Origin of the sequence: Hydrogenophaga bisanensis (assembly GCF_042665135.1) — a bacterium.
GTDB lineage: Bacteria > Pseudomonadota > Gammaproteobacteria > Burkholderiales > Burkholderiaceae_C > Hydrogenophaga > Hydrogenophaga bisanensis.
Genome location: NZ_JBHTBX010000004.1, coordinates 295,060 through 318,353, shown reverse-complemented (window position 1 = coordinate 318,353; position 23,294 = coordinate 295,060). Strand labels below are relative to the sequence as shown.

Here is a 23,294-nt window from a genome sequence, read left to right as displayed (position 1 = left end):
GCCTCCTCCAGTCGGGTACAATCGATAACTTAGTCGGAGCGTAGCGCAGCCTGGTAGCGCATCTGCTTTGGGAGCAGAGGGTCGCGAGTTCGAATCCCGCCGCTCCGACCACCCCATAACGAAAGGCCCACATCCGTGGGCCTTTCGTCCTTCACGGCACAGCATCGTGTCCGTCTGCCCGTAGCTCAACTGGATAGAGCAGCTGCCTTCTAAGCAGCAGGTCGGGGGTTCGAGTCCCTCCGGGCAGGCCACCCCCTCCCCCATCACCAGACACACCCGAGCCTGACAAGGGTTTGTCCTGAGTTGCCGCCAGCAAATGTGCAATATAGTGCATTTAACAAATTGCACTATAGCGCATTCCTCTGTAGCGCAATGCCTGTTGATTTTGTTTACCCATCAATGATTGATGCTTGAAGTACGGGTAATTCACTATCGCCAGAACAGGCCTTTGGGGCCTACAGTGAATCGATCAAACACAACCACAGGAGACAGACCATGACGACCCGCCGCCTAGTCATCACCCGCAGTGCTGCCGTGATCGGAGCCGCCTCGACCGGGCTGTTGCTGCCCGAACTGGCACGCGCCCAATCCGACAAGGTCAGGGTGGGCTTCATGCTGCCGTACACCGGCACCTTTGCCCAGCTGGGGGTGGCCATAGAAAATGGCTTTCGGATGGCCCTGAACGAACAGGGTGGCAAGCTCGGCGGGCGTGAGGTGGAGTTCTTCAAGGTCGACGACGAATCCAACCCCGCCAAAGGCATCGAGAACGCCACCCGACTGGTCCAGAGGGACAAGGTGGACGTACTGGTCGGCACCGTGCACTCGGGCGTGCAGATGGGCATCCACAAGGTCGCGCGCGACACCGGTGTGCTCAACCTGATTCCGAACGCAGGCGTGCACGTGGCCACCCGCCAGCAATGCTCTCCCAACGTGTTCCGCACGTCGTTCTCGAATTCGCAGCCGACGCTGGCGCTGGGCAAGCCCATGATGGAACGCGGCCACAAGAAGGCGGTCTGGATCACCTGGAACTACGCTGCCGGCGATGAGGCCTTCGAGGGTTTCGAGAAGAGCTACACCGAAGCTGGCGGCACCATCATCAAGAAGCTGGGACTGCCGTTCCCCAACGTGGAATTCCAGGCCCTGCTGACCGAGATCGCCTCGCTCAAGCCCGATGCCGTGGCCTGCTTCTTTGCAGGCGGCGGTGCCGCCAAGTTCCTGCGCGACTACCACGCCGCCGGGCTGTCCAAGAGCATCCAGCTCTATGGCTCGGGCTTCCTCACCGAAGGTGTGCTGGAAGCAGCCGGGGAAGCCGCCAACGGCGTGCTGACCACCATGCACTACAGCGATTCGCTGGACACCCCGCGCAACAAGCAGTTCCGCCTGGAGTACGCCAAGACCTTCAAGCTTCAGCCCGATGTCTATGCGGTTCAGGGCTACGACACCGGTCTGTTGCTGGTCAAGGGTGCCAACGCCGTCAAGGGTGATCTGTCCAACAAGAAGGCGCTGTATGCCGCCATGGAAGGCGCCGAGATCGACAGCCCCCGTGGCAAGTGGACCATGAGCAAAGCCCACAACCCGATCCAGGACATGTACCTGCGTCGCGTCGAAAACAAGGAAAACAAGGTGATCGGCATTGCAGCCAAGGCTGTGGCCGACCCGGCGACCGGTTGCCGCATGGGCTGACCACGCCCCGCCCTGTGCCTCCTCGTGCCCACGCGCCCCGTCTCCGGGGTGCTGTGGGGATTGCTGCGCCTTTGCACCCTCCACCTGATGGATTTCGCCAACTTCCTGATCCAGCTGCTCAACGGCGTCCAATACGGGTTGCTGCTGTTCATGCTGGCCGCCGGCCTGACGCTGATCTTCGGCATCATGGGGGTGGTCAACCTGGCCCACGGCAGCTTCTACATGCTGGGCGCCTACATGGCCTGGTTCTTCACGGCCCAGTTCGACAGCCTCGTGCTCGCCATCCTGCTGGGAACCGTCCTGGCCGTGGTGTTTGGCTGGCTGCTGGAGTGGGGGCTGTTTCGCTTCTTCTACCACCGCGACCACCTGGACCAGGTGCTGCTGACCTTTGGCCTGATCTACATTTTCGAGGAAGTGCGCTCCATTCTCTGGGGTGATGACGTGCACGCGGTGCAGGTGCCCGAGCTGCTGAACTGGTCGATCCCGCTCACAGACACCCTCTCCTACCCGGTCTATCGCCTGGTGATGTCAGGGATCTGTGTATTGCTGGCTGTGGCGCTGTACCTGCTGATCAGCAAGACGCGGCTGGGCATGAAGATCCGCGCGGGGGCCTTCAATCGGGAAATGGCCGAGGCGCTGGGCATCAACATCCGTCTGATTCACGGCGTGGTGTTTGCGCTGGGCGTGGGCCTGGCTGCGATCGCCGGCATGATCGCCTCGCCCATTTCCAGCGTGTATCCGGGCATGGGCAGCTCGGTGCTGATCATGTGCTTTGTGGTGGTGGTCATCGGGGGGATCGGGTCGGTGCGTGGTGCCCTGGTGTCAGCCCTGCTGGTGGGTCTGGTCGACACCTTTGGCAAGGTGCTGGTGCCTCAGCTGGCTGGCATGGCGGTCTACATGCTGATGGCCGGCGTACTGCTCTACAAGCCCGAAGGGCTGTTCAAACAGTGAAAACGGACCGCATCCGATGAGCTCCCCCAAAGCCACCCTTGAAAAACTGCCGCGCGGTGTCCAGGTCTTGCTGGGCCTGGGTGCCCTGGCGCTGGCCGCCTTTCCGTTCGTCCCCATGGAAGGGCGTGACTTCTACCTGCAGATGCTCACGCAGATGATGATCCTGGCCATCTTCGCCATGAGTCTGGACCTGCTGCAGGGCGTCACCGGACTGGTGTCGCTGGGCCACGCCGCCTACTTCGGGTTGGCAGGCTACGCGCTGGCCTTCCTCACGCCAGCGGACAACCCGATTTCTTTGTGGTGGAGCCTGCCCCTGGCGGCCGCCGCTTCGGGCCTGGCGGCCCTGGTGATCGGCTTCTTCGTGGTCCGTACCCACGGCATCTATTTCATCATGGTGACGATGGCATTCGCCCAGATGATCTACTTCCTGTTCTTCGACAACAAGGCACTGGGCGGCTCGGATGGCATCTACGTCTACTTCAAGCCGGACGCCACCGCAGTGGGTCTGGACCTGGAGGACAAGACGCACTTCTACTACTTCACGCTGGTGGCACTGATCGGTGTCTATCTGCTGCTGCGCCGGATCCTGTTTTCGCCGTTCGGCCGCGCGCTCTCGGGCATCCGCGTCAACGAGCACCGCATGCGGGCCGTCGGTTTCGGCACTTTCGGCTACAAGCTGGCGGCCTTCACGCTGGCGGGCACGCTGGCCGGTGTCGCGGGTTACCTGTGGGCGGCACAGACCGGATTCGTGAATCCTGAGCTGATGGGGTTTCACATGAGCGCCCACGCCATCATGATGGTGATTCTGGGCGGCATGGGCAATTTTGCGGGAGCCATCGTGGGGGCCTTCGCGTTCGAATACGTGATGCATTTCTTCAAGGACCTGACCAAGCACTGGCAACTGCTGATGGGCACCTTCATTGTGCTGGTGGTGATCGTGGCGCCCAGGGGCCTGCTGGGCCTGGGTGAGCGCTTCGCTGCACGCAAGGGAGATCAGCCATGAGCGAGCTGCTGCTGTCTGCCCAGCACCTGACCAAGCGCTTTGGCGGTCTGGCTGCGGTCAACGACGTGTCGGTGGATCTGTACCGGGACCGGATTCATGCAGTGATCGGACCCAATGGTGCCGGCAAGTCCACGCTGACCAACCTGTTGTCCGGGGACCTCCCGCCGACGGCCGGGAGCATCCGACTCAATGGCGAGGAGACCGCCGGGCATGCTCCCGAATCCATTTCCCGGATGGGGCTGGGGCGCAGTTACCAGAAGACCAACATCTTCCTGCCCTTCACCGTGTGGGACAACGTTCGCCTGGCTGCCCAGTCGCGCGAGCGGCATTCTCCCTGGAACCCGCTGCACTGGGTCAGTTCGGCCCGTGGCCTGACCCGTGTCAACGAGCGGTGCGAGCGGGCCATTGAGCTCGCAGGCCTGACGCAACGGACCCACACGGTGGCGGCCACCATCAGCCATGGTGAGCAACGTCAGCTTGAAATTGCGATGACCCTGGCCACCGAGCCGACCGTGCTGCTGCTGGATGAGCCGCTGGCCGGCATGGGACAGGCCGAGGCCGAAAGCATGGTGGCACTGCTGCAGCGCCTGAAGAAGGATCACGCCATGATGCTGGTGGAGCACGACATGGATGCGGTGTTTGCGCTGGCGGACCAACTTACCGTGATGGTCAACGGACAGGTCATCGCCAGCGGTTCGCCGGTGGAGGTGCGCAACGATCCGCTGGTGCAGGCGGCGTATCTGGGGGAGGAGCACTGATCATGAGCACTCCCCTGATCCAAACCAGCGGCCTGAACACCCACTATGGGGCCAGCCACATCCTTCGGGGCATCGATTTCACGGTGGCCCAAGGCCAGACCATTGGCCTGATGGGGCGCAACGGCATGGGCAAGACCACCCTGCTCAAGTCCATCATGGGCATCGTCAAGCCCAGTGGTGGCAGCGTCGATATCAAAGGCAGGAACATGACCGGGGCCTCGCCCCATGACGTGGCGCGCATGGGCATTGCCTATGTCCCGGAGGGCCGGGGCATCTTCGGCAACCTCAGTGTCAAGGAAAACCTGCAGATGGCCGCGCGCCCCGGCACCCGGGGACAGCGCGAATGGACCTACGACCGGGTACTGGAAACCTTCCCACGGCTGGCCGAGCGTCTGGGCCATGGCGGACAGCAACTCTCCGGCGGAGAGCAGCAGATGCTGACGATTGGCCGCGCGCTCATGACCAATCCGGATGTGCTCATCCTGGACGAAGCCACCGAAGGGCTGGCCCCGCTGATTGCCCGCGAGATCTGGCGCATCTGCGGACTGATCCGGGAGTCCGGCATCAGCAGCATCATCGTGGACAAGAACTGGAAGCACGTGACCCAGATCACCGACCGCAACGTGATCCTGGTCAAGGGCGAGGTGGTGTTTGAAGGCAGCTCGGATGAGTTGCTGGCCAACCCGCGCCTGCTGGAGCAATACCTGGGCGTCTGAGTCAGAGCAGAGGCCGCAGCTCCCGTGCTGCGTCCAGCAGCAGCGGCAGCAGATCCTGACGCATGACGCCCGGGGCAAGCCGGTCAGGCGAGGCCACCACATTCAGGGCAGCCACCGTGCGCCCCTTCATGTCACGCAGCGGCACGGCCAGGGCATGGACACCGAGTTCGTGCTCTTCGCTGGCCACCGCAAAATCATCGTTTCTCACCCGGGCAATCGCTTGCCGAAAGCCCTTGGGATCGACCACGGTGCGCGGGGTCAGCCGAGGCAGTTCCCGGCCTTTCATCCAGTCAGCGAAGTCGGAACGAGACATGGCGGCCAGGAGCACCCGCCCGGTCGATGTCGCATGCACCGGCAAACGAGCCCCCAGATGCAGGCCATAGGCCATCAGGCGCTGCCCACCGACGGCCGCACTGCGCGCCACGATCACCACCTCATCACCATCAAGCACCACGGCTGAGAAGGATTCACGCGTCTGCGCCGCCAGCCGGTTGAGTGTGGGCTGCAGCAGCCTGGGCAGCCTGGCCGAAGCCAGATAGCTGCCGGAAAAGCGCAGCACCTTGGCCGACAGCCAGTAGTGCGTGCCGTCGGTGTCCAGGTAACCCAGGTACGCCAGCGTCAGCAGATGCCGGCGGGCCGCGGCACGGGTCAGACCCGCACGCTCGGCGGCCTGGGTGGCGTTGAGGCGCTGGCGCTCGGTGTCAAAGCTTTCCAGCACGGCCATGCCTTTGGCCATGCCTTCGATGAAATCAGCCCTGGCGATCTGACGGGTCTCGCTCATGGCCCGATTATGACGTGCCACCGATCCATGCGCGATCATCGCGCAAATGGTTCGCCCATCGCGCACAGCCTGCCTGTCTCCCTTGTCTGATGATCGCTGGCTTCCTACATTGCCGGTCAGGACATTCTTTGCCGGAGATTCGCACATGAGAACCCAAGTCGCCATCATCGGAGCCGGACCGTCCGGCCTGCTGCTGGGCCAGTTGCTGCACAAGGCGGGCATCGAGGCCGTCATCGTGGAACGCCAGACGCCCGAGTACGTGCTGGGCCGCATCCGCGCAGGGGTGCTGGAACAGGTCACCACCGACCTGCTGGACGAGGCCGGCGTGGGCCAACGCATGCACGCTGAAGGTCTGGTCCACACCGGCTTTGACATGCTGTTCAATGGCCAGCGTCACCGCATCGACCTGGAAGGCCTCACTGGCGGCAAGAAGGTGATGGTCTACGGGCAGACCGAAGTCACCCGTGACCTGATGGATGCCCGCCAGGCCGCCGGGCTGACCACCATTTACGAGGCTTCGAACGTTCAGGTGCTGGATTTCGACACGAAGACCCCCCGGGTTACCTTCGAGAAGGATGGCCAGACGCACACGATCGCCTGCGATTTCATCGCCGGGTGCGACGGCTTTCATGGGGTCTGCCGCGCCAGCGTGCCGCGCAACGCCATCCAGGAGTTCGAGAAGGTGTACCCCTTTGGCTGGCTGGGTCTGCTCTCGGACACGCCGCCGGTGCACCATGAACTGATCTACGCCAACAGCGATCGGGGATTTGCCCTGTGCTCGCAGCGCAGCCATACCCGCAGCCGCTATTACCTGCAGGTGCCCCTGACCGACAAGGTGGAGCAATGGTCGGACGAGGCCTTCTGGGCCGAACTCAAGCGCCGGCTGGACCCCGAGGCAGCAGAGCAACTGGTGACCGGGCCCAGCATTGAAAAGAGCATCGCGCCGCTGCGCAGCTTCGTCACCGAGCCGCTGCGCTTTGGCCGGATGTTCCTGGCGGGTGACGCGGGGCACATCGTTCCCCCCACGGGAGCCAAGGGCCTGAACCTGGCCGCGACCGACGTCAAGTACCTGTCCAATGCACTGATCGAGTTCTATCAGGACAAGACCGAGGCCGGCATCGACGGCTACTCGGCGCGTTGCCTCAAGCGCATCTGGCGTGCAGAGCGCTTCTCATGGTGGTTCACCTCCATCATGCACCAGTTCCCCGATGAGGGCGCCATCAATGCCAAGCTGCAGCAGGCCGAGCTCGACTACCTGATGCACTCGGAATCGGGCCTGCGGACGATTGCCGAGAACTACGTCGGTCTGCCGCTGGATTTCGGCCAGGCCTGAGTTGTCGCCGGTTTGATTCCGGCATCCGGGCCATGGCAGTACATTGACGTGAACGTCACCTTATACTGCCATGACCACATCCTCCCCCTCCCCCACTTCCGCCGCGTCTCCCCGTGCCATCAAACCGCTGCGCGGGGTTCGCGTGCTCAGCCTGGCGCTGAACCTGCCCGGGCCGGCCGCTTTAATGCGCCTGAAAGCCATGGGGGCCACATGTCTGAAGGCCGAGCCCCCTGCGCCCAAGAGCCTGCCACCGGGCACCAGCGGCGACCCGATGGGGCAATACAACCTCAAGGCCTACGCCACACTGCACGACGGCATCAAGGTGGTGACGATCGACCTCAAGAGCGAGAAAGGTCAGGCGCGGCTGCACAAGGAACTGGCCCGCACCGATGTGCTGCTGACCTCGTTCCGTCCATCGGCCTTGCAGAAACTGGGCCTGTCCTGGAAGGCCTTGCACAAGGCCTATCCCGCGCTGTCTCTGGTGGCCATCGTTGGGGCGCCGGGCGTGCGAGCCGAGGAGCCGGGTCATGACCTGACCTACCTGGCCGACGCCGGTCTGGTGACCGGGCTGGACCTGCCAGCCACGCTGTTTGCCGACATGGGCGGTTCGCTCATGGCCAGCGAAGCGGCCCTCAAGGCGGTGCTGATGCAGCGCAGCACCGGCAAAGGCAGCTTTCAGGAGGTGGCTTTGTCGGATGCGGCGGCCTGGCTGGCCTTGCCCCGCTCCTGGGGCCTGACGCAGCCCAAAGGCGCGGTGGGCGGCGCCCACGCCGGCTACCGGATCTACCGCTGCAAGGACGGCCGCGTGGCCATCGCCGCGCTGGAGCCACATTTCGCGGCGGCGCTGTGCGAGGTCGCTGGCGTATCCATGAAAGGAGTGGCTACGATGTTTCAACCCGCCACCCATGAGGCCATCGCGGCCTTCCTGGCGGGACAGACACGCCAGCAGCTGGACCGGATCGCGACCGCACACGACATTCCGCTGCACACGCTGGCTTGAACCATCCGGTCCAGCGTCCTGCGACGGCTTGCCACATGTCGGTGGCAAGCCCGATCAGCGGCTCAGTCGTCGCTGCCAAAGAGGCGCGCGAAGAAGCCCTTCTTTTTCTTCAGGTGCAGTTCGCGGATCAGCTCTTCCTTGATCTGCGCCTTCATGTCGACCTCACCCTGGCCCACGTTCTTGAGGTAAACCTTGACGGCGTCGGAATAGCTGCGATCGTCGTTTCGGATGTGGTTGAACAGCCAGCGTGAGAGCATGGCATGCAGCTCGGCGGCCACGTCCTCTCCCGCCTCAAAGCGCAAGCGGTAGTCCCCGACCTTGCGCGTAAACAGCTCGTGCACTTTCTTGTGCGGGCCGGCAAACATGTAGCCGGCGTCGGCCATGAGGGACTCCTCAAACGCAAAATGCGAGAGGGTGTAATCGACCATCTCGTCAATCACGGCCCCCACCGCAGCCCGGTCGTGGTGGTCGCGTGCGTCATGCAGCTGGTTGATGTATTCGACGATGCGCTTGTGCTGGCCGTCGATTTCACGGATGCCGGTTTCCAGGTCCGGTGTCCAGTTGAGATATGCCATGGTATCGGTCCCCTGACGGATGGCAGGGGCCACCCGAACAAGTGACGGATTGTGAGAGAAATCCCTGATCGCATCAGGGAAATCTGCCGTCTTCATGACATAACTCAATGGGATGGATGCGCGATGAGTACCTTATAGGTAACAAAGACAGAACCACCCGTCCCTTGTTGACCAGCGTCAGCACCGATTGCCGACGCCGACCCCGTGACTCAACGGGCACGCCCCTTGATGCCACTGCGGGGGGGCAAGCCGGTGTGCTGGGTCAGGATCTGACCCTTGACCGGTGCCTTCTTGCCTGTCGATGCCGCCGACCGGGTTGACGATGAGGCCTTGGTCGACCCCGCGCCGCCTGGCGTCGAGTTCTTGCGCCGCGCACTCTGGTAACTGCCGTCGGTGACGGGCTGGAAGGTCGGGATCAGGTGATGCTTGCCGTTGCCGATCAGGTCGGCCCGGCCCATGGCCTTGAGGGCATCGCGCAGCAGCGGCCAGTTGTTGGGGTCGTGGTAGCGCAGGAAGGCCTTGTGCAAACGGCGGCGTTTCTCACCGCGCACGATGTCCACGCGCTCAGCCCGGTCGTCGCGATGGATGCCACGCAGCGGGTTGAGGTTGGTGTGGTACATGGCCGTGGCGGTGGCCATGGGGCTGGGGTAGAAGGTTTGCACCTGGTCGGCGCGAAAGCCGTTCTTCTTGAGCCACAGCGCGAGATTCATCATGTCCTCGTCGCTGGTGCCGGGGTGCGCCGCGATGAAGTACGGGATGAGGAACTGCTTCTTGCCGGCCTCTTCGCTGTACTTCTCGAACATGGTCTTGAAGCGGTCGTAGCTGCCGATGCCGGGCTTCATCATCTTCGACAGCGGCCCGTTCTCGGTGTGCTCGGGCGCGATCTTCAGGTAGCCACCCACATGGTGCTGCACCAGTTCCTTGACGTACTCGGGGCTCTGCACCGCCAGGTCGTAGCGCAACCCGGAACCGATCAGGATCTTCTTGATGCCCTTGAGCGCTCGCGCCCGGCGATAGATCTTGATGAGCGGGTCATGGTTGGTGGTCAGGTTCTGGCAGATGCCCGGGTAGACGCAGCTGGGCTTGCGACAGGCGGCTTCGATCTCAGGGCTGCGGCAGCCCAGGCGGTACATGTTGGCGGTCGGGCCGCCCAGATCGGAAATCACACCGGTGAAGCCCTGCACCTTGTCACGGATCTCCTCGACCTCCTTGATGATCGACTCTTCGGATCGACTCTGGATGATGCGGCCTTCGTGCTCGGTGATGGAACAGAAGGTGCAGCCGCCGAAGCACCCGCGCATGATGTTCACCGAGAAGCGGATCATCTCCCACGCGGGAATCTTGGTCGCGCCGTCGTGGCGACCATGCTCGTCGGCGTAGGCCGGGTGCGGGCTGCGGGCATACGGCAGGTCGAACACGTAGTCCATCTCGGCCGTGGTCAGCGGAATCGGCGGTGGGTTGAGCCACACGTCACGGGCCGTCGCCCCTTCGCCATGCGCCTGCACCAGCGCACGGGCATTGCCGGGGTTGGTTTCCAGGTGCAATACGCGGTTGGCGTGGGCGTAGAGCACCGGATCACTCTTGACCTGCTCGTAGCTGGGCAGCCGGATCACGGTGCGGTCACGCGGCAGTTTGGCCACTGCGTGAACCCCTTGCGGCCGGTGGATGGTGATGGGCTTGACCTGGGGATCGGCCGGCGCGCCAGCGCCCTCTTCCTTGGCGCAGCTCTGACCCTGGGCCTGCGCCTGCTCGCTGGTGGTCTGGTACGGGTTGATGTGATCCTCGACGTGGCCGGGTGTATCGACCTCGGTCGAATCCATCTCGATCCAGCCGGCAGCGCTCGGGTCGCCCGGGCGGCGGATGAAGGCCGTGCCACGCACATCGGTGATGCTTTCCACCGGCTCGCGCCGCGCCAGACGGTGGGCCACCTCGACCAACGCCCGCTCGGCGTTGCCGTACAGCAGCAGATCGCATTTGCTGTCGACCACGATGGAGCGGCGGACTTTGTCGCTCCAGTAGTCGTAGTGGGCAATGCGCCGCAGACTGCCCTCGATCCCGCCGAGAACGATCGGTACGTCCTTGTAGGCTTCACGGCAGCGCTGGCTGTAGACGATGGCCGCGCGGTCGGGGCGCTTGCCGCCGACATCGCCGGGGGTGTAAGCGTCGTCGCTTCGGATCTTCCGGTCGGCGGTGTACCGGTTGATCATGGAATCCATGTTGCCGGCCGTCACGCCCCAGAACAGGTTGGGCTTGCCCAGCACCTTGAAGGGTTCGGCGCTCTGCCAGTCGGGCTGGGCGATGATGCCCACACGGAACCCCTGCGCCTCCAGCACGCGGCCGATCACGGCCATGCCGAAACTGGGGTGGTCCACGTAGGCGTCGCCAGTGACCAGGATGATGTCGCACGAATCCCAGCCCAGGCGCTCCATCTCCTCCCGGCTCATGGGCAGGAACGGCGCGGTGCCAAAACGCTTGGCCCAGTAAGGGCGATAGCTGTTGATTGGCTTGGCGTTGCGCGCGAAAAAGGAAACGTCGATGGGCGCGTTCATGGGAATGGATCGTGGAGGCAACCCTCAAGTGTAGGGTTTCGGGGCTTTCCACGGTGGCTTCAGGGTGAAGTGACGCCTGAGCCGCCAGGATTTATGGCCACCTGCCCGTCGCGCAGGCAACAGACGCAACGAATCGTACGGTTCAACTGGTTACCGGACTTACGGTACCGACCGGAATGTAAGCCCCTGCGGCCATAGCATGAACGCTCCAGTTTTTGAAGGAGATGGCATGGCACTGCATTTTGGAAAACGCGAGTCCGAGACAACCCTGAACAAGCCGCTGAACAGCGGCGTGGGCGTACAACGCTACGGCAGCACATCGACGGTTCAGGCCAGCACGGCGGCTGAAACCACACCTGCGCCCGCCGCAGCGACGGCCATGCCCACCGCTGCGGCACCCGAAAGTGGCGGCAGCAAGCTCACGGTGGGGCCGAACATCAAGCTCAAGGGCGTCGAAATCACCGATTGCGACACCCTGGTGGTCGAAGGTCTGGTGGAAGCGACCATGGATTCGCGGGTGATCCAGATCGCCGAACAGGGAGCGTTCAAGGGTTCGGCCGAAATCGACATTGCGGAGATTCACGGCGCTTTCGAAGGCAACCTGACGGTGCGCCAGAAGCTTGTGATCCACGCCACCGGGCGCGTCACCGGCAAGATCCGGTACGGCAAGGTGGTGATCGAGGAAGGCGGCCAGCTTTCCGGTGACATCGAATGCACGGCTTCGGTCCGAAGCGGCGGTGCATCGGCATCCGGCGCCAAACCGGCGATGGCACTGGCCGCCTGACGACTGTGATGGCAGGTCATCCGGCTGGCGACCTGCCTTCCACTCCCCCGGCCTGCCCACGCACCGGTATGCTTGAGGCATGTACGCCGGCTACTTTGGCCTTCAGCACGACCCATTTTCGATCGCTCCGGACCCGCGCTACCTCTTCATGAGTGCGCGCCATCGCGAGGCACTGGCCCACCTGCTGTACGGACTGCAGGGCAGTGGCGGCATTGTCCTGCTCACCGGCGATATCGGTACCGGCAAGACCACCGTCTTCCGCTGCTTCCTGGAGCAGGTGCCCGACTCCGTGCAGGTCGCCTATGTCTTCAACCCGAAACTCTCGGCGCTTGAGCTGCTGCAGACCATCTGCGATGAGTTCGGCATCGAGGTGTCGCCCGCTCACCCGGGACCCCGGACCATCAAGGACCACATCGACCCGCTCAACGCCTTCCTGCTGACGCTGCATGCGCAGGGACGACAGGCGATGCTGGTCATCGACGAAGCCCAGAACCTGTCGGCCGACGTGCTGGAGCAGTTGCGGCTGCTGACCAATCTGGAGACGGCCGAGCGCAAGCTGCTGCAGATCGTGCTGATCGGCCAGCCGGAACTGCGGGACCTGCTGCAGAAGCCCGAACTCGAGCAGCTGTCGCAGCGGATCGTGGCCCGATACCATCTGCAAGCGTTGTCAGCACAGGAAACAGGGCAGTATCTGGCCCATCGCCTGGGTGTTGCAGGATGGCAGGGCCCACTGCCGATGGCACCGCGGGTGATCAAGCGAATTCACCGTCTCAGCCAGGGCGTACCCCGACGCATCAACCTGCTCGCAGGGCGTGCCATGCTGGGCGCCTACGCCACCCAGCGTGAACGCATCACCGAAGCCATGGTGGATCAGGCCGCCCGGGAAATTTTCGACGGGCGTCCAGAGCACCCTGGCGGCTGGCGGCTCACATGGCGAATCACCCTCCCCGCACTGGGTCTGCTGCTCCTCGTCTCCCTCCTCCTCTCCCTCTTGGCCCTGGGGTGGATCAAGGCCCCCGAATGGATGCAGGACAAAGGTGGCGAACCGGCCGCGCTGCAACCAGACCCCAGCCCCATGGCGCAGCCAACCACACCTGAGGAACGGTCACCGACCAAAGCGACGCCTGCCCAGGCGGAAGACGCGCCCGGTGATATCGAAGCGCTCCTTGCCGCCAAGCTGTGGCAGGACGAAGCGCCGGCATGGCAAGCACTGGCGCCCTTGTGGGCGTGGACGCCCGACCCGGGTACCGACCCTTGCAAGCAAACGCTGGGGGCCGGTCTTCAGTGCTTCCGGTCAGACCGCATGACCCCGGAAGGACTCTCCCGGCTCAACCGGCCCGCCATCCTGACACTACGTCTGGCCGACCGGATGCCGCAGCGAGTGTTGCTCACCCGACAGGATGCCGATGGCCAGTTCTGGTTGGCCCATGCATCACGTCAGTGGCGTGTCTCGGCCAGCGAACTGGGCAGGATCTGGGATGGCTCCTACGCGACCCTGTGGCGCACCCCGCCAGGCACCCGCGAACGCATCGTCGACGCCCGTTTGCCCGAGCAGCGCCAGTGGATCGACACGCGGCTGGTGCAGTTGCAGCAAGCCGGTCACATCGCCAGCACTCACAACACGTACGAGCAGCGGCTGGTCGCTTTCCAGGAAAAGGCTGGTGTGGAGACCCACGGCAAAGCCAGTCCGATGACCCTGATGCAGCTGAACCAGGCCACCGGCGTCGATGAGCCCGTTCTGGTCAAGGCAGAATGACGCCGACCGTCCTGTCACCACCCCATGTCCTACATTCTTGATGCCCTCCAGAAGGCCAATGCCCAGCGACAGCAAGGCAGCGTGCCCGGACTCGACAGCGGGACCGTCTCAGCCGCCATGGCCCAGCCAGCGGCGCCCCGACGGTCATGGCCGTGGCTGGCGGCCGGCTTGGCCAGCGCCCTCCTGGCCGGACTGTCGATAGGGTGGTGGGGCAAGTCACAGCCGTTGGCCAGCCCGACACCTGCCGCCACGTCGGCGCCGATGCGATCCATCGTGCCCGCACCGTCATTGCCGCCGGCCGAGCGTGCGCCTGGTGCGGCTGATGCACCACCCGCGCCGTCCGCCGCCCCCGGAACACCTCCCCCGGTCAACAGCCGTGTCTTCGAGGCCAGCGGTCCGATTCTGGCCGCGCCTGCGGTGCCGGAAGCCCCCCCGCCCGCGCCCGCAGCGGGGACCACGCGCGCCCCGAGCAGCGGATCGGCGCCCATGGTACCTGCCGGTTCGGCCAGTGACACCGCTGGATTGAGTGTGTCGGGGTCCACCTACTCAGAGAATCCCCAGCATCGCATGCTCATCGTCAACGGGCAGGTGGTCCGCGAAGGCCAGGAGGTGCGACCGGGTCTTCGCCTGGAGGTGATCGGTCCGCGCAGCGCCATCCTGAATGAGGGTGGCCGCCGCTTCAACTTGAACTACTGACTGCCCGTGCCCATGACGTCGCTCTCGACCCCTTCTGCGCTGCTGTCTGCCCGCAGCCTGCGCTTCAGCTGGCCGGACAGCCCCACGTTATGGGCATCGGCACCGCTGGACCTGGACTTGGCCCCTGGCCTGAGCGTGCTGACGGGCGACGAGGGCTGCGGCAAGACCACCCTGTTGCGACTGCTGTCGGGTGAACTGCGGCCGCAGGCGGGGCAGATCCTGTGGCGTGGCCAGCCCGCCAGCCCGCAACAGCTGACGGCTGCCGTGGCGTGGACCGACCCGAAGACGACCACCCTCGACGCCACCCGGGTCTCCGACTATCTGGCCAGCCTGCCGGAGCGCCACCCCCGCACCGACATGGGATTGCTCAACGAGTTGCTGGACGGCTTCGGACTGCAGGAGCATCTGCACAAGACCTTCCACATGCTCTCCGCTGGCAGCCGGCGCAAGGTGTGGATGGCATCGGGCATGGCCAGCATGGCTCCCGTGGTGCTGCTCGACCAGCCCTATGCCGCGCTGGATGTGCCATCCATGCGCTTGCTCGATGAGTTGCTGCAGGATGCCGCGGACAGCACCCAGCGACTGTGCGTGGTCGCGGACTACGTGGCGCCCCCTGCCGTCCAGGGCGCCCGCGTCATTCCATTGGACGCCTGAATACCGCCTGACAGCCGCTTCAGCGGCCGCCCACCACCACCGTCACCATGCGATCGGGCTGCAGCACCCGCCCGAAGGCACGGGTCACATCCCCGACGGTCACCGCCCGTACCCTGTCCTTCCAGGTTTCCAGGTAATCCAGGGGCAATCCGTACCAGGCAATGTTGGCCACGTTATCGAGCAGCTTGCGGTTGCTGTCCAGCCTCAGTGCGAAGCCGTTGATCAGGAAGTCCTTGGCCGACTTCAACTCGTCTTCGGTCGGTCCCTGGGCAACAAACCGGGCCACCTCGTCGGTGGCTACCTTGACCGCCTCGTCGACCTGATCGGGCCGCGTGGTCAGCCCCAGCTGGAAAGCGCCCGCATGCAAACCCGGGGCAAAGTAGCTGTAAACGCTGTAGCTGAGGCCCCGTTTCTCCCGCACCTGCGTCGTCAACCGGGAAACGAAGCCACCGCCGCCGAGGATGTAGTTGCCGACGAACACCGGGAAGAAGTCCGGGTCATCTCGACGAATGCCGGGCTGACCAATGAGCACCTGCGCCTGGGCCGCGTCAAACGGCAGGCGACTCTCCACTGCGGCCTTCAGCGGCTCCACTTCCGGCACTTTTTCCAGGACCGGACAACCGTGCTCGCCGATGGCCGCCATCAATTCATCGACGATCTGGTTGGCCCGGCCGCGCTCCACAGCCCCCACCAGGGTGATCTGGGCCCGACAGGCGGCCACATGCCGGCGATAGAAGCGCTCGATGTCCGCCACGCTGATGGCGGTCAGGGTGTGTGGCCTGGCCTCCACACCGAAGGGGTGCTGGCCATACACCGCCGCGTAGAAAGCCCGTGCGGCGTGGGTGGCCGGTTGCGTTTCCGCCTCCTGCATGGCGGCCAGGGTCCGCTCACGCTCGCGCTGCCAGACCGGCTCGGGCCAGGCCGGCGCCGCCATCTGCCGCGCCGCCAAGGCCACCGCACGGCGCAGCAGCTCAGGTTCGGTCAGGGTACGCAGGCTCAGGCTGAAGCGCTCGGCCGATGCGCTTGCGCCAAACTGAGCACCCAGGTCGGTCCAGGCCTCGCCCAGCTGGTTCTCGTCCATGGCCGGCTGCCCGGCATGGGCGCGAACACCGGCCGAGAGCATGCCGGCCGTGGCGGACGCCAGACCGGCCTGCGCGGCAGGATCACGCCGACTGCCACCATCGACGTTGATCTGAACATCCAGCATCGGAATGCTCGGGCTTTCGACCAGGTAGACCTTGGCACCGCTGGCATGAACCCAATGCTGGATGGGAATGCCAGCCTGCGCCAAGCCGCACATCAGGGCGATCACGGCCGCCAAGCAGGTATGTCTCAGAATCTTCATGTGTGGCATCGTCGGATCAGTGGCGGGACGGCTGGGCGGCGGCGGGTTTGCGGGCACTGCCGTTTCGGCGAGCGGGGTCCGGCACCAGGACACCGGTGGTCAGGCGATCCGCCGAGAAGTGGCGGCGAGCCACCGATTGAACCTGATCAGGCGTGACCTCGCGCAGGCGCTGCAGCAGCACCGCCGACGAGTTGATGGGCATGTCGTTGATCCAGTACTGACCCAGCTCCCTGGCCTGGTTGAACACCGAGTCCAGCTTGTAGATTTCGCTGGCGGTCCACTGCGTCAGCACGCGTCGCAACTCCGCGTCACCCACACCCTCGCGGGCAATGCGGGCCAGTTCGTCCTTCAGGGCGTTGGCGGCCGCGTCAGGCGTGACGCCCTTGGCCGGCACCGCCGTCATCATGAACAGCTGGGGGCCCCGCCCCATCAGGCCGTAGGAGGCGCTGGCCCCATCGGCCACTCGCTGGCCATCGCGCCCCTCGCCCTGCACCAGCCGACGCTCCAGGCGCGACCCCTGATAGCCGTCCAGCAACGCGGCCAGCACCGTCAAGGCCAGCGCGTCCTGGGTGTCCGGGTCGCGCGAGGAAGGGTCTTTCATGCGTGGCACCTGCCATGCCAGCGCCACGACCGCCTGCTCGCTCGCTGCGCGGTACTCGACCTGCTTGGGGCCCTGCTGCACAGGCTCTTCCCGGGGCTTGCGGACAGGCAGCGGCCTGGCGGGAATCCGCCCGTAGATGGCCTCGGCCATCGTCCGCACGCGGTCCACGTCCACATCGCCGGCGATCACCACAGCGGCATTGCCGGGCACGTACCAGCGACGATGGAACGCCCTGACATCGTCCGGTGTCATCGCCTCCAGGTCGCTCATCCAGCCAATGACGGGTCGCCGGTACGGTGCCGCCGTGTAGATGGTGGCGGTCATCTGCTCGAACATGCGCGCGCGGGGTGATTCCTCCACGCGCTGGCGCCGTTCCTCCTTGATGACCTCGATTTCGCGACGGAATTCTTCATCGTCCCAGCGGTTGTTTTCAAAGCGGTCTGCCTCCAGGCGCATCACGGCTTCCAGGTGCTCGGCCGGCACCTGCTGGTGATAGGCGGTGGCATCGCGGCTGGTGAAGGCGTTCTCGCGGCCGCCAATCGCGGCCACCCGCCTTGAGAACTCACCAGGCTTGAGGCTGGGCGTGCCCTTGAACATCATGTGTTCCAGGACGTGTGCCACGCCTGTGGTGCCGTCCACTTCGTCCATCGCGCCCACCCGTACCCACAGCATGTGGGCCACCGTCGGGGCGCGACGGTCGGGCTGGACGATGAGCGTCATGCCATTGCTCAGGGTGAATTGCCGCGGACCCGTCTCAGGGGTCTGGGCCCTGAGCGGAGCGGCGGACAGGAACAGCAGCACCAGCGACAGGCGCATGACACCTGTCAAAAACGACGCGAATGGGTGTTTCATAGAATGATGAAGATACAAGAGATTCCAAAATGTTCTCGTTCTTCCGCAAGAAACCCCCTGCCCCGCCGCCATCCCCCGAGACTTCGCCTCCACCAGCGGCCGTTTCATCGCCCGCCCCCGAGGCGATTGTGGCCATCCCGCCACCCGATGTCCCTTCGATTCCTGAACCTGCACCGGTCTCGCCGCCCGCACGGCAAGGCTGGCTGGACCGCCTGAAGGCGGGACTGCGCAAGACCGGCAGCAGCATCGCCACGGTATTCACCGGCACCCGGATTGACGAAGCGCTGTATGAGGAGCTGGAGGCGGCGCTGCTGATGGCAGACACCGGGGTGAAGGCGACCGAACATCTGCTGACCGACCTGCGTCGCCGCGTCAAGGAAGCCAAAACCACCGATCCGGCCGCGGTCAAAGGCCTGCTGGCCGATGCCATGGCCGATCTGCTGACCCCCCTGCAGAAGCCGCTGGTCATTGGCGAGCATCAACCCACGGTCATCATGGTGGCGGGGGTCAACGGCGCCGGCAAGACGACCTCAATCGGCAAACTGACCCGCCATCTGGCCAGCGAGGGCGCTTCGGTGCTGCTGGCGGCTGCCGACACCTTCCGCGCCGCGGCCCGCGAGCAACTCGCCGTCTGGGCCGACCGCAACACGGTGGAGATCATCACCCAGCAAGGCGGTGATCCGGCGGCCGTGAGTTTCGACGCCGTGACCGCCGGCAAAGCCCGGGGCAAGGATGTGGTGCTGGTGGACACCGCCGGACGCCTGCCAACGCAGCTGCACCTGATGGAAGAGCTCAGGAAGATCAAGCGGGTGGTGCAGAAGGCGGATGGGACAGCGCCGCACGAGGTGCTGCTGGTCATCGATGGCAACACCGGTCAGAACGCCCTGACCCAGGTGAAGGCCTTTGACGACGCGCTGCAACTGACCGGTCTGGTCATCACCAAGCTGGACGGCACAGCCAAGGGCGGTGTGCTTTGCGCCATTGCCATGGAGCGGCCCGTGCCGGTCTATTTCATTGGCGTGGGTGAAAAGCTGGAGGACCTGGAGACCTTCAACGCCAGGGAGTTCTCGCAAGCCCTGCTGAGCTGACCCGCATCGCCTGCCCCGCCTGCACCACGACCGCTCATTCGTCGTCGGTGTAGTTACGCCACTGCCTCATCGCATTGCGCATGGTCAGCACCTGACGCTCGAACGTCGGGCAGGCTTTGCACATGACCATGTGCACCCGCAGCGCCGCGCGTTCGATCACCGGCAGATCACGATCCTCCCTGGCGATGACCAGAGCGGTCACCTCCTTGCAGTTGCGCATCAGAGGCATTTTTCTGAGCAGAGTGTTCATCGGGCGGCAAACCAGTTGAGTTCCAGACACTCGCGCAAGCGCAGGCGGGCACGGTGTAGCAGGACGTATAGGTTGGTCGGCGTCAGCGCCAGTTCCTTACAGATCTCCTCGCTGGACATCTCCAGCCACTCGCGCATGAGGAACAGCCGCCCTTGAACCGGGGGCAGCTTCTGGGTGCAGGCGTCCATCACGGCCATGAACTGGCGGCTCCTGAGGTCCTGCTCGGGGTTGCCCCAGTCGGCCGGCTTTTCGGCGAAGTGTCCGTCGATCCTGAAAGGCATCTGGTCCAGCGGGTCGGCACGGTCGTCGTCGGAACCGCTGTCGAGCGTGACCTCTCGCTGACGCTGGCGCAGAGCATCGATGATCTTGTGCTTGAGGATGCCGACCAGCCAGGTCTTGAGCTGTGACCGCGCTTCAAAGGCCAGCGGCTTGGCCAGGGCGGCGAGCAGTGTTTCGGACACCGCGTCCTCGGCCCAGGCGTCGTTGCGCAGTTGCAGGCGGGCAAAACGCATGAGGTAACCGCGTTGTGCGACCAGCTGTTGCTCGAAGTCGGAAGGGTTCGGTGGGGGCATGGTGCTTCTGTAAAGGATGCCAGTGTAAGGAATGGAGAAAGAAGTCGACCAAAGGTTCTCACCGGAGAAACCCCATGATCGCTTCAACTGCACGCGCAACCCTGTTCAACCGCCGGCATTTCACGCTGGCAACGCTGCTGGGCGCAAGCGCACCGGCATCCCTGTGGGCAGTCACTCCGGGCGGGTTGACGACGCCCGAACTGGAGGGCACCACGGCCGACGGACAGCGGCTGCAGCTCGCCGGCCTCAGGGGCCGGGTGGTGCTCGTGTTTTACTGGTCCACCGGTTGCGCGGTTTGCCGCGACAAGATGCGGGAGCTGCGGGCCAACCTGAAGGGATGGCAAGACGCGCCCTTCACCCTCTTTGGCGTGAACATGGACGAGCGCCGCCAGGACTGGCTCGACTACGAACGCCTGGTGGTCCAGTCCGTACAGGGCAACCAGCGATTCGCATCGGTCTGGGCCGGTGGCGCGGACTACCGCGACACCATGGACCGGCCGACCCAACTGCCCAGCGCGTGTTTGATCGACAAAGACGGACGGCTGGTGGACCAGTACCGCGGGCGGGTGCCGGCGCAGGCCTGGGACCGCATCGCCGACCTGATCTGAACCGGGCGACACACTTTTTTTCAGTGGCCCTGTAAGAACCGCGCCGCGCCACAGACTCACCCTCAACCCGCATGCGCTGCAACCGCTCGCTGCTGGTTGTGCCCCCCCAACCCCACTTCAAGGAGTTTTCACCATGAACCAACGCACCCTCATCACCTCCGCCGCCGCTTCGCTGATGTCGCTCGCCCTGCTGTCCTCCCCTGCGCTGGCACAGACGGCCGCCAAGGAAAAGTGCTACGGCATCGCCAAGGCCGGGCAGAACGACTGCGCCAACCTCGCAGGCACCCACTCGTGCGCCGGTCAGTCCAAGGTGGACAATGACAAGGGCGAATGGAAATACGTCGCAGCCGGCACCTGCAAGACCATGGGTGGCCTCTCGGCTGATGAAGCCAAGAAGGCCATGAAGTCCTGAGTCGCCCGGCTCCAACGTTTCGCAAAGCCCGCCACCATGACCGCACCCGCTCATCGGCACCCAGCCGCAGTGCCCAGCGTCGGCATTGGTTGGCGGCACCCCCATTACGCGGCGCTGCTCGAACAGCAGCCCGCTCTGGATTTCATCGAAGTCCATTCGGAGAACTTCTTCGCCCCCGGCGGTGCTGCAAGGTCGGTTCTGCTGGAAGGCCGCGGGCACTATGCCGTCAGCCTGCACGGCGTGGGTCTTTCGCTGGGCTCGGCCGCTGGTGTCGACCCTTGGCACCTGGACCAGCTGGCGCGGCTGGTAGAAGCTGTCGAACCGGTGCGCGTGAGCGACCATGCCAGCTTCGCACGCGGCCCCGGCCGGCACGCCAACGACCTGCTACCCGTGCCCATGAGCCGTACCGCGCTGGACGTGATGTGCGCCAACGTCAACCGCGTACAGGACCGTCTGCAGCGGCGCATCGCGGTGGAGAACCTCTCGGCCTATGTGCGTTGGCGGGGAGACGAGATGGACGAACCCGAGTTTCTGAACGCGCTTGCCCGGCGCACCGGCGGCCAATTGCTGGTGGACGTGAACAACGTGTATGTCAACGCCCTCAACGCGCAGCTGCGGGGCGAGAGCCCGGATCCGCTGCTCCACGCGCAACGCTGGCTGGAGGCCATCGAGCCGTCCCACGTGGCCGAGCTGCATCTGGCAGGCCATGTGCACTGCGGCGACATCGTCATCGACGACCACGGCAGTCGCGTGTGCGATGCCGTCTGGTTGCTGTACGACCATGCCGTGCAGCGCTTTGGCGCTGTGCCCACGCTGATCGAGTGGGACACCGACCTGCCCGACCTGCCCGACCTGCAAGTGCTGCTGGACGAAGCAGCCCGCGCCCGCGCGGTGGTGCAGGGCGAACCGTCCTGACCGAGGCAGCCGCATGAACACGCGCCCGTTGCAAGCGCTTGCGCAGCAGCAGAATGCGTTGCTGCAGGCCCTTTTTGTCCGTCCAAGCAACGCGGCGGCGCAGGCGGTGATTGCTGACCTTCACTGCCTGCTGCAAGTGCACGATGAGCAGACCAAGCGCGGCCTCGCCGCCTACCAGGCCAACAGCCATACCCTGGCCGAGCGCGCACTGCGCTCGGTCTATCCCGTGATCGCGGATCTGATCGGTCACGACAACTTCGTCGGGCTGGCGCGCGACCTGTGGCACGAGCACCCGCCGCAACATGGCGACCTGGCGCAATGGGGCGACGCCCTGCCCGCCTTCCTGGACGGCAACCCGCAGCTGGCCGACACCCCTTACCTGGGCGACGTGGCGCGCGCCGAATGGGCGCTGCACCGCGCCGCCAACGCCCCCGATGCAGCGCCGAACTTGCCCAGCTTTGCGCGCCTGGTGCACGAAGACCCGCAAGGCCTGGCGCTCGTACTGGCGCCCGGCACGGCCCTGATCGCCAGCCGCTATCCCGTGGCCAGCCTGGTCAACGCGCACCTGCACGGCACACCCACCCTCAGCGAAGCCGGCCAGCGCTTGCGCGAAGGCCATGCAGAACACGCCCTGATCTGGCGCCAGGGATGGCGACCCCGCATCAGCGGCATCGACGCTCCCACGGCCGCGCTGCTGACCGCCCTGCTGCAGGGTGCCGACCTACCAAAGGCACTCGACGCCACGACCCAGACCAACGGCGCCCACCCAGCCTTCGACTTCAGCGCCTGGCTGACCGCCGCCGTCACCGACGGCCTGGCGCTGGGCGTCCACCCTTTGAACCATTCCCATCTGGAGAACACCCCATGAACACTGCCTGGCTCAGCCCCGGTCTGCGCCTGTGGCGCGCCGTCACCACCACCCTGGACAGCGCCCGTCCGCTGGCGGCGCTCGCTTCACGCGTCTACATCGCCCAGGTCTTCTTCCTCGCGGGGTTGACCAAGATCCGCGACTGGGACACCACCCTGCTGCTGTTCACCGAAGAGTACAAAGTGCCCGTGCTGTCGCCCGAGGTCGCGGCGGTCATGGGCACAGCTGGTGAACTGGTGTTGCCGGTGCTGCTGCTGCTCGGCCTGGCCGGGCGGTTCGCGGCATTGAGCCTGAGCGTGGTCAACGCCGTGGCGGTGATCAGCCTCAGCGAAATCGCGCCCACCGCCCTTCAGCAGCACATCACCTGGGGCGTGCTGCTGGCGGCCCTGGCGCTTTACGGCGTGGGCAAATGGTCGATCGACTGCGGCTGGCTCAAACCCAACGTCGATCGATGGCTGAACCCCGCAGCCCATGCCCGCGCTTCCATCCATTAAGCTCAACCCACGCAACGACGGAGACCATCCTTTGACGAACAGCCAACTCT

24 protein-coding genes and 2 tRNA genes are annotated in these 23,294 nt (G+C 64.9%); 19 read left to right on the top strand and 7 right to left on the bottom strand.

The window, feature by feature from the left end:
- The first annotated feature begins 34 nt into the window (after window positions 1-34).
- The 7 genes from ACFQNJ_RS08485 (at window position 35) to ACFQNJ_RS08455 (ending at window position 5,111) form a co-directional block, all read left to right on the top strand.
- Window positions 35-111: transfer RNA gene (locus ACFQNJ_RS08485), tRNA-Pro, on the top strand.
- Window positions 112-174: 63 nt separating this feature from the next.
- A tRNA-Arg gene (locus ACFQNJ_RS08480) sits at window positions 175-251 on the top strand.
- Between the two features lie 244 nt (window positions 252-495).
- The gene (locus tag ACFQNJ_RS08475) at window positions 496-1,683 is read left to right on the top strand and encodes an ABC transporter substrate-binding protein (protein ID WP_382256016.1); all 1,188 of its coding nucleotides are present in this window, start codon (window positions 496-498) and stop codon (window positions 1,681-1,683) included.
- Between the two features lie 87 nt (window positions 1,684-1,770).
- On the top strand, window positions 1,771-2,634 hold the full coding sequence (locus ACFQNJ_RS08470; RefSeq protein ID WP_382256048.1) for a branched-chain amino acid ABC transporter permease: 864 nt from the start codon (window positions 1,771-1,773) through the stop codon (window positions 2,632-2,634).
- A gap of 16 nt (window positions 2,635-2,650) precedes the next feature.
- Complete coding sequence (locus tag ACFQNJ_RS08465) at window positions 2,651-3,637, top strand: branched-chain amino acid ABC transporter permease (protein ID WP_382256013.1); 987 nt, start codon at window positions 2,651-2,653, stop codon at window positions 3,635-3,637.
- Window positions 3,634-4,395, top strand: a complete 762-nt coding sequence (locus ACFQNJ_RS08460; RefSeq protein WP_382256010.1) for an ABC transporter ATP-binding protein — start codon at window positions 3,634-3,636, stop codon at window positions 4,393-4,395. Before ACFQNJ_RS08465 ends, ACFQNJ_RS08460 begins: the two co-directional genes overlap by 4 nt.
- 2 nt (window positions 4,396-4,397) lie before the next feature.
- On the top strand, window positions 4,398-5,111 hold the full coding sequence (locus ACFQNJ_RS08455) for an ABC transporter ATP-binding protein (RefSeq protein WP_382256008.1): 714 nt from the start codon (window positions 4,398-4,400) through the stop codon (window positions 5,109-5,111).
- Window position 5,112: 1 nt separating this feature from the next.
- Here the strand turns inward: ACFQNJ_RS08455 and ACFQNJ_RS08450 are convergent, their stop codons facing one another.
- Window positions 5,113-5,892, bottom strand: a complete 780-nt coding sequence (locus tag ACFQNJ_RS08450) for an IclR family transcriptional regulator domain-containing protein (protein ID WP_382256006.1) — start codon at window positions 5,890-5,892, stop codon at window positions 5,113-5,115.
- 145 nt (window positions 5,893-6,037) lie between these two features.
- On the opposite strand from ACFQNJ_RS08450, the gene pobA reads away from it, so the two are divergent.
- Together pobA and ACFQNJ_RS08440 are read left to right on the top strand one after the other, a co-directional pair.
- Window positions 6,038-7,225 (top strand): 4-hydroxybenzoate 3-monooxygenase, encoded by a 1,188-nt coding sequence (pobA, locus tag ACFQNJ_RS08445; protein ID WP_382256003.1) that lies wholly within the window; start codon window positions 6,038-6,040, stop codon window positions 7,223-7,225.
- Window positions 7,226-7,295: 70 nt separating this feature from the next.
- A complete protein-coding gene (locus ACFQNJ_RS08440) occupies window positions 7,296-8,225 on the top strand; it encodes a CoA transferase (RefSeq protein WP_382256001.1) in 930 nt (309 codons plus the stop codon).
- Window positions 8,226-8,287: 62 nt separating this feature from the next.
- Here the strand turns inward: ACFQNJ_RS08440 and ACFQNJ_RS08435 are convergent, their stop codons facing one another.
- On the bottom strand, window positions 8,288-8,800 hold the full coding sequence (locus tag ACFQNJ_RS08435; RefSeq protein WP_382255998.1) for a bacteriohemerythrin: 513 nt from the start codon (window positions 8,798-8,800) through the stop codon (window positions 8,288-8,290).
- A 209-nt stretch (window positions 8,801-9,009) separates the two neighbouring features.
- Complete coding sequence (locus ACFQNJ_RS08430; RefSeq protein ID WP_382255995.1) at window positions 9,010-11,349, bottom strand: YgiQ family radical SAM protein; 2,340 nt, start codon at window positions 11,347-11,349, stop codon at window positions 9,010-9,012.
- Between the two features lie 229 nt (window positions 11,350-11,578).
- Here ACFQNJ_RS08430 and ACFQNJ_RS08425 point away from each other — a divergent pair, with 229 nt between their 5' ends.
- The 4 genes from ACFQNJ_RS08425 to ACFQNJ_RS08410 all read left to right on the top strand — a co-directional run bounded on the left by ACFQNJ_RS08425 (window position 11,579) and on the right by ACFQNJ_RS08410 (window position 15,239).
- Entirely contained in the window at window positions 11,579-12,133 is a 555-nt protein-coding gene (locus tag ACFQNJ_RS08425; RefSeq protein WP_382255992.1) for a bactofilin family protein, read from the top strand.
- A 79-nt stretch (window positions 12,134-12,212) separates the two neighbouring features.
- Complete coding sequence (locus ACFQNJ_RS08420; RefSeq protein WP_382255989.1) at window positions 12,213-13,889, top strand: ExeA family protein; 1,677 nt, start codon at window positions 12,213-12,215, stop codon at window positions 13,887-13,889.
- 24 nt (window positions 13,890-13,913) lie between these two features.
- Window positions 13,914-14,585, top strand: coding sequence for a general secretion pathway protein GspB (locus tag ACFQNJ_RS08415; RefSeq protein WP_382255987.1), 672 nt, complete (start codon window positions 13,914-13,916; stop codon window positions 14,583-14,585).
- Between the two features lie 12 nt (window positions 14,586-14,597).
- Complete coding sequence (locus ACFQNJ_RS08410; RefSeq protein WP_382255984.1) at window positions 14,598-15,239, top strand: ABC transporter ATP-binding protein; 642 nt, start codon at window positions 14,598-14,600, stop codon at window positions 15,237-15,239.
- 19 nt (window positions 15,240-15,258) lie between these two features.
- On the opposite strand, the gene ACFQNJ_RS08405 is transcribed toward ACFQNJ_RS08410, so the two are convergent.
- Together ACFQNJ_RS08405 and ACFQNJ_RS08400 are read right to left on the bottom strand one after the other, a co-directional pair.
- Window positions 15,259-16,584: a M16 family metallopeptidase gene (locus tag ACFQNJ_RS08405; RefSeq protein WP_382255981.1), complete on the bottom strand. Its 1,326-nt coding sequence runs from the start codon at window positions 16,582-16,584 to the stop codon at window positions 15,259-15,261.
- A gap of 16 nt (window positions 16,585-16,600) precedes the next feature.
- On the bottom strand, window positions 16,601-18,001 hold the full coding sequence (locus ACFQNJ_RS08400; RefSeq protein ID WP_382255978.1) for a M16 family metallopeptidase: 1,401 nt from the start codon (window positions 17,999-18,001) through the stop codon (window positions 16,601-16,603).
- A 65-nt stretch (window positions 18,002-18,066) separates the two neighbouring features.
- Here ACFQNJ_RS08400 and ftsY point away from each other — a divergent pair, with 65 nt between their 5' ends.
- Window positions 18,067-19,125: a signal recognition particle-docking protein FtsY gene (gene ftsY / locus ACFQNJ_RS08395; protein WP_382255975.1), complete on the top strand. Its 1,059-nt coding sequence runs from the start codon at window positions 18,067-18,069 to the stop codon at window positions 19,123-19,125.
- Window positions 19,126-19,159: 34 nt separating this feature from the next.
- Here the strand turns inward: ftsY and ACFQNJ_RS08390 are convergent, their stop codons facing one another.
- The gene (locus tag ACFQNJ_RS08390) at window positions 19,160-19,345 is read right to left on the bottom strand and encodes a zf-HC2 domain-containing protein (protein ID WP_382255973.1); all 186 of its coding nucleotides are present in this window, start codon (window positions 19,343-19,345) and stop codon (window positions 19,160-19,162) included.
- Between the two features lie 26 nt (window positions 19,346-19,371).
- Entirely contained in the window at window positions 19,372-19,947 is a 576-nt protein-coding gene (locus ACFQNJ_RS08385) for a sigma-70 family RNA polymerase sigma factor (protein WP_382255971.1), read from the bottom strand.
- A gap of 74 nt (window positions 19,948-20,021) precedes the next feature.
- Between ACFQNJ_RS08385 and ACFQNJ_RS08380 the strand changes: the two genes are divergently transcribed.
- The 5 genes from ACFQNJ_RS08380 (at window position 20,022) to ACFQNJ_RS08360 (ending at window position 23,244) form a co-directional block, all read left to right on the top strand.
- Window positions 20,022-20,555: a TlpA family protein disulfide reductase gene (locus tag ACFQNJ_RS08380; RefSeq protein WP_382255968.1), complete on the top strand. Its 534-nt coding sequence runs from the start codon at window positions 20,022-20,024 to the stop codon at window positions 20,553-20,555.
- 133 nt (window positions 20,556-20,688) lie between these two features.
- Window positions 20,689-20,967 carry a BufA1 family periplasmic bufferin-type metallophore gene (locus ACFQNJ_RS08375; RefSeq protein ID WP_382255966.1) on the top strand — a complete coding sequence of 93 codons (279 nt, stop codon included), beginning with the start codon at window positions 20,689-20,691 and terminating at the stop codon, window positions 20,965-20,967.
- A gap of 36 nt (window positions 20,968-21,003) precedes the next feature.
- Window positions 21,004-21,882: an MNIO family bufferin maturase gene (gene bufB / locus ACFQNJ_RS08370; RefSeq protein WP_382255964.1), complete on the top strand. Its 879-nt coding sequence runs from the start codon at window positions 21,004-21,006 to the stop codon at window positions 21,880-21,882.
- A 13-nt stretch (window positions 21,883-21,895) separates the two neighbouring features.
- The gene (locus ACFQNJ_RS08365) at window positions 21,896-22,750 is read left to right on the top strand and encodes an HvfC/BufC family peptide modification chaperone (protein ID WP_382255962.1); all 855 of its coding nucleotides are present in this window, start codon (window positions 21,896-21,898) and stop codon (window positions 22,748-22,750) included.
- Window positions 22,747-23,244 (top strand): DoxX family protein, encoded by a 498-nt coding sequence (locus ACFQNJ_RS08360; RefSeq protein ID WP_374642933.1) that lies wholly within the window; start codon window positions 22,747-22,749, stop codon window positions 23,242-23,244. Before ACFQNJ_RS08365 ends, ACFQNJ_RS08360 begins: the two co-directional genes overlap by 4 nt.
- The last annotated feature ends 50 nt before the right edge of the window (window positions 23,245-23,294 follow it).

Bases quoted from the DNA above. Each gene is read 5' to 3' on its own strand.
- ACFQNJ_RS08475 (WP_382256016.1), top strand. From the start codon at position 496: ATGACGACCCGCCGCCTAGTCATCACCCGCAGTGCTGCCGTGATCGGA.
- ACFQNJ_RS08470 (WP_382256048.1), top strand. From the start codon at position 1,771: ATGGATTTCGCCAACTTCCTGATCCAGCTGCTCAACGGCGTCCAATAC.
- ACFQNJ_RS08465 (WP_382256013.1), top strand. From the start codon at position 2,651: ATGAGCTCCCCCAAAGCCACCCTTGAAAAACTGCCGCGCGGTGTCCAG.
- ACFQNJ_RS08460 (WP_382256010.1), top strand. From the start codon at position 3,634: ATGAGCGAGCTGCTGCTGTCTGCCCAGCACCTGACCAAGCGCTTTGGC.
- ACFQNJ_RS08455 (WP_382256008.1), top strand. From the start codon at position 4,398: ATGAGCACTCCCCTGATCCAAACCAGCGGCCTGAACACCCACTATGGG.
- ACFQNJ_RS08450 (WP_382256006.1), bottom strand. From the start codon at position 5,892: ATGAGCGAGACCCGTCAGATCGCCAGGGCTGATTTCATCGAAGGCATG.
- pobA (WP_382256003.1), top strand. From the start codon at position 6,038: ATGAGAACCCAAGTCGCCATCATCGGAGCCGGACCGTCCGGCCTGCTG.
- ACFQNJ_RS08440 (WP_382256001.1), top strand. From the start codon at position 7,296: ATGACCACATCCTCCCCCTCCCCCACTTCCGCCGCGTCTCCCCGTGCC.
- ACFQNJ_RS08435 (WP_382255998.1), bottom strand. From the start codon at position 8,800: ATGGCATATCTCAACTGGACACCGGACCTGGAAACCGGCATCCGTGAA.
- ACFQNJ_RS08430 (WP_382255995.1), bottom strand. From the start codon at position 11,349: ATGAACGCGCCCATCGACGTTTCCTTTTTCGCGCGCAACGCCAAGCCA.
- ACFQNJ_RS08425 (WP_382255992.1), top strand. From the start codon at position 11,579: ATGGCACTGCATTTTGGAAAACGCGAGTCCGAGACAACCCTGAACAAG.
- ACFQNJ_RS08420 (WP_382255989.1), top strand. From the start codon at position 12,213: ATGTACGCCGGCTACTTTGGCCTTCAGCACGACCCATTTTCGATCGCT.
- ACFQNJ_RS08415 (WP_382255987.1), top strand. From the start codon at position 13,914: ATGTCCTACATTCTTGATGCCCTCCAGAAGGCCAATGCCCAGCGACAG.
- ACFQNJ_RS08410 (WP_382255984.1), top strand. From the start codon at position 14,598: ATGACGTCGCTCTCGACCCCTTCTGCGCTGCTGTCTGCCCGCAGCCTG.
- ACFQNJ_RS08405 (WP_382255981.1), bottom strand. From the start codon at position 16,584: ATGAAGATTCTGAGACATACCTGCTTGGCGGCCGTGATCGCCCTGATG.
- ACFQNJ_RS08400 (WP_382255978.1), bottom strand. From the start codon at position 18,001: ATGCGCCTGTCGCTGGTGCTGCTGTTCCTGTCCGCCGCTCCGCTCAGG.
- ftsY (WP_382255975.1), top strand. From the start codon at position 18,067: ATGTTCTCGTTCTTCCGCAAGAAACCCCCTGCCCCGCCGCCATCCCCC.
- ACFQNJ_RS08390 (WP_382255973.1), bottom strand. From the start codon at position 19,345: ATGCGCAACTGCAAGGAGGTGACCGCTCTGGTCATCGCCAGGGAGGAT.
- ACFQNJ_RS08385 (WP_382255971.1), bottom strand. From the start codon at position 19,947: ATGCCCCCACCGAACCCTTCCGACTTCGAGCAACAGCTGGTCGCACAA.
- ACFQNJ_RS08380 (WP_382255968.1), top strand. From the start codon at position 20,022: ATGATCGCTTCAACTGCACGCGCAACCCTGTTCAACCGCCGGCATTTC.
- ACFQNJ_RS08375 (WP_382255966.1), top strand. From the start codon at position 20,689: ATGAACCAACGCACCCTCATCACCTCCGCCGCCGCTTCGCTGATGTCG.
- bufB (WP_382255964.1), top strand. From the start codon at position 21,004: ATGACCGCACCCGCTCATCGGCACCCAGCCGCAGTGCCCAGCGTCGGC.
- ACFQNJ_RS08365 (WP_382255962.1), top strand. From the start codon at position 21,896: ATGAACACGCGCCCGTTGCAAGCGCTTGCGCAGCAGCAGAATGCGTTG.
- ACFQNJ_RS08360 (WP_374642933.1), top strand. From the start codon at position 22,747: ATGAACACTGCCTGGCTCAGCCCCGGTCTGCGCCTGTGGCGCGCCGTC.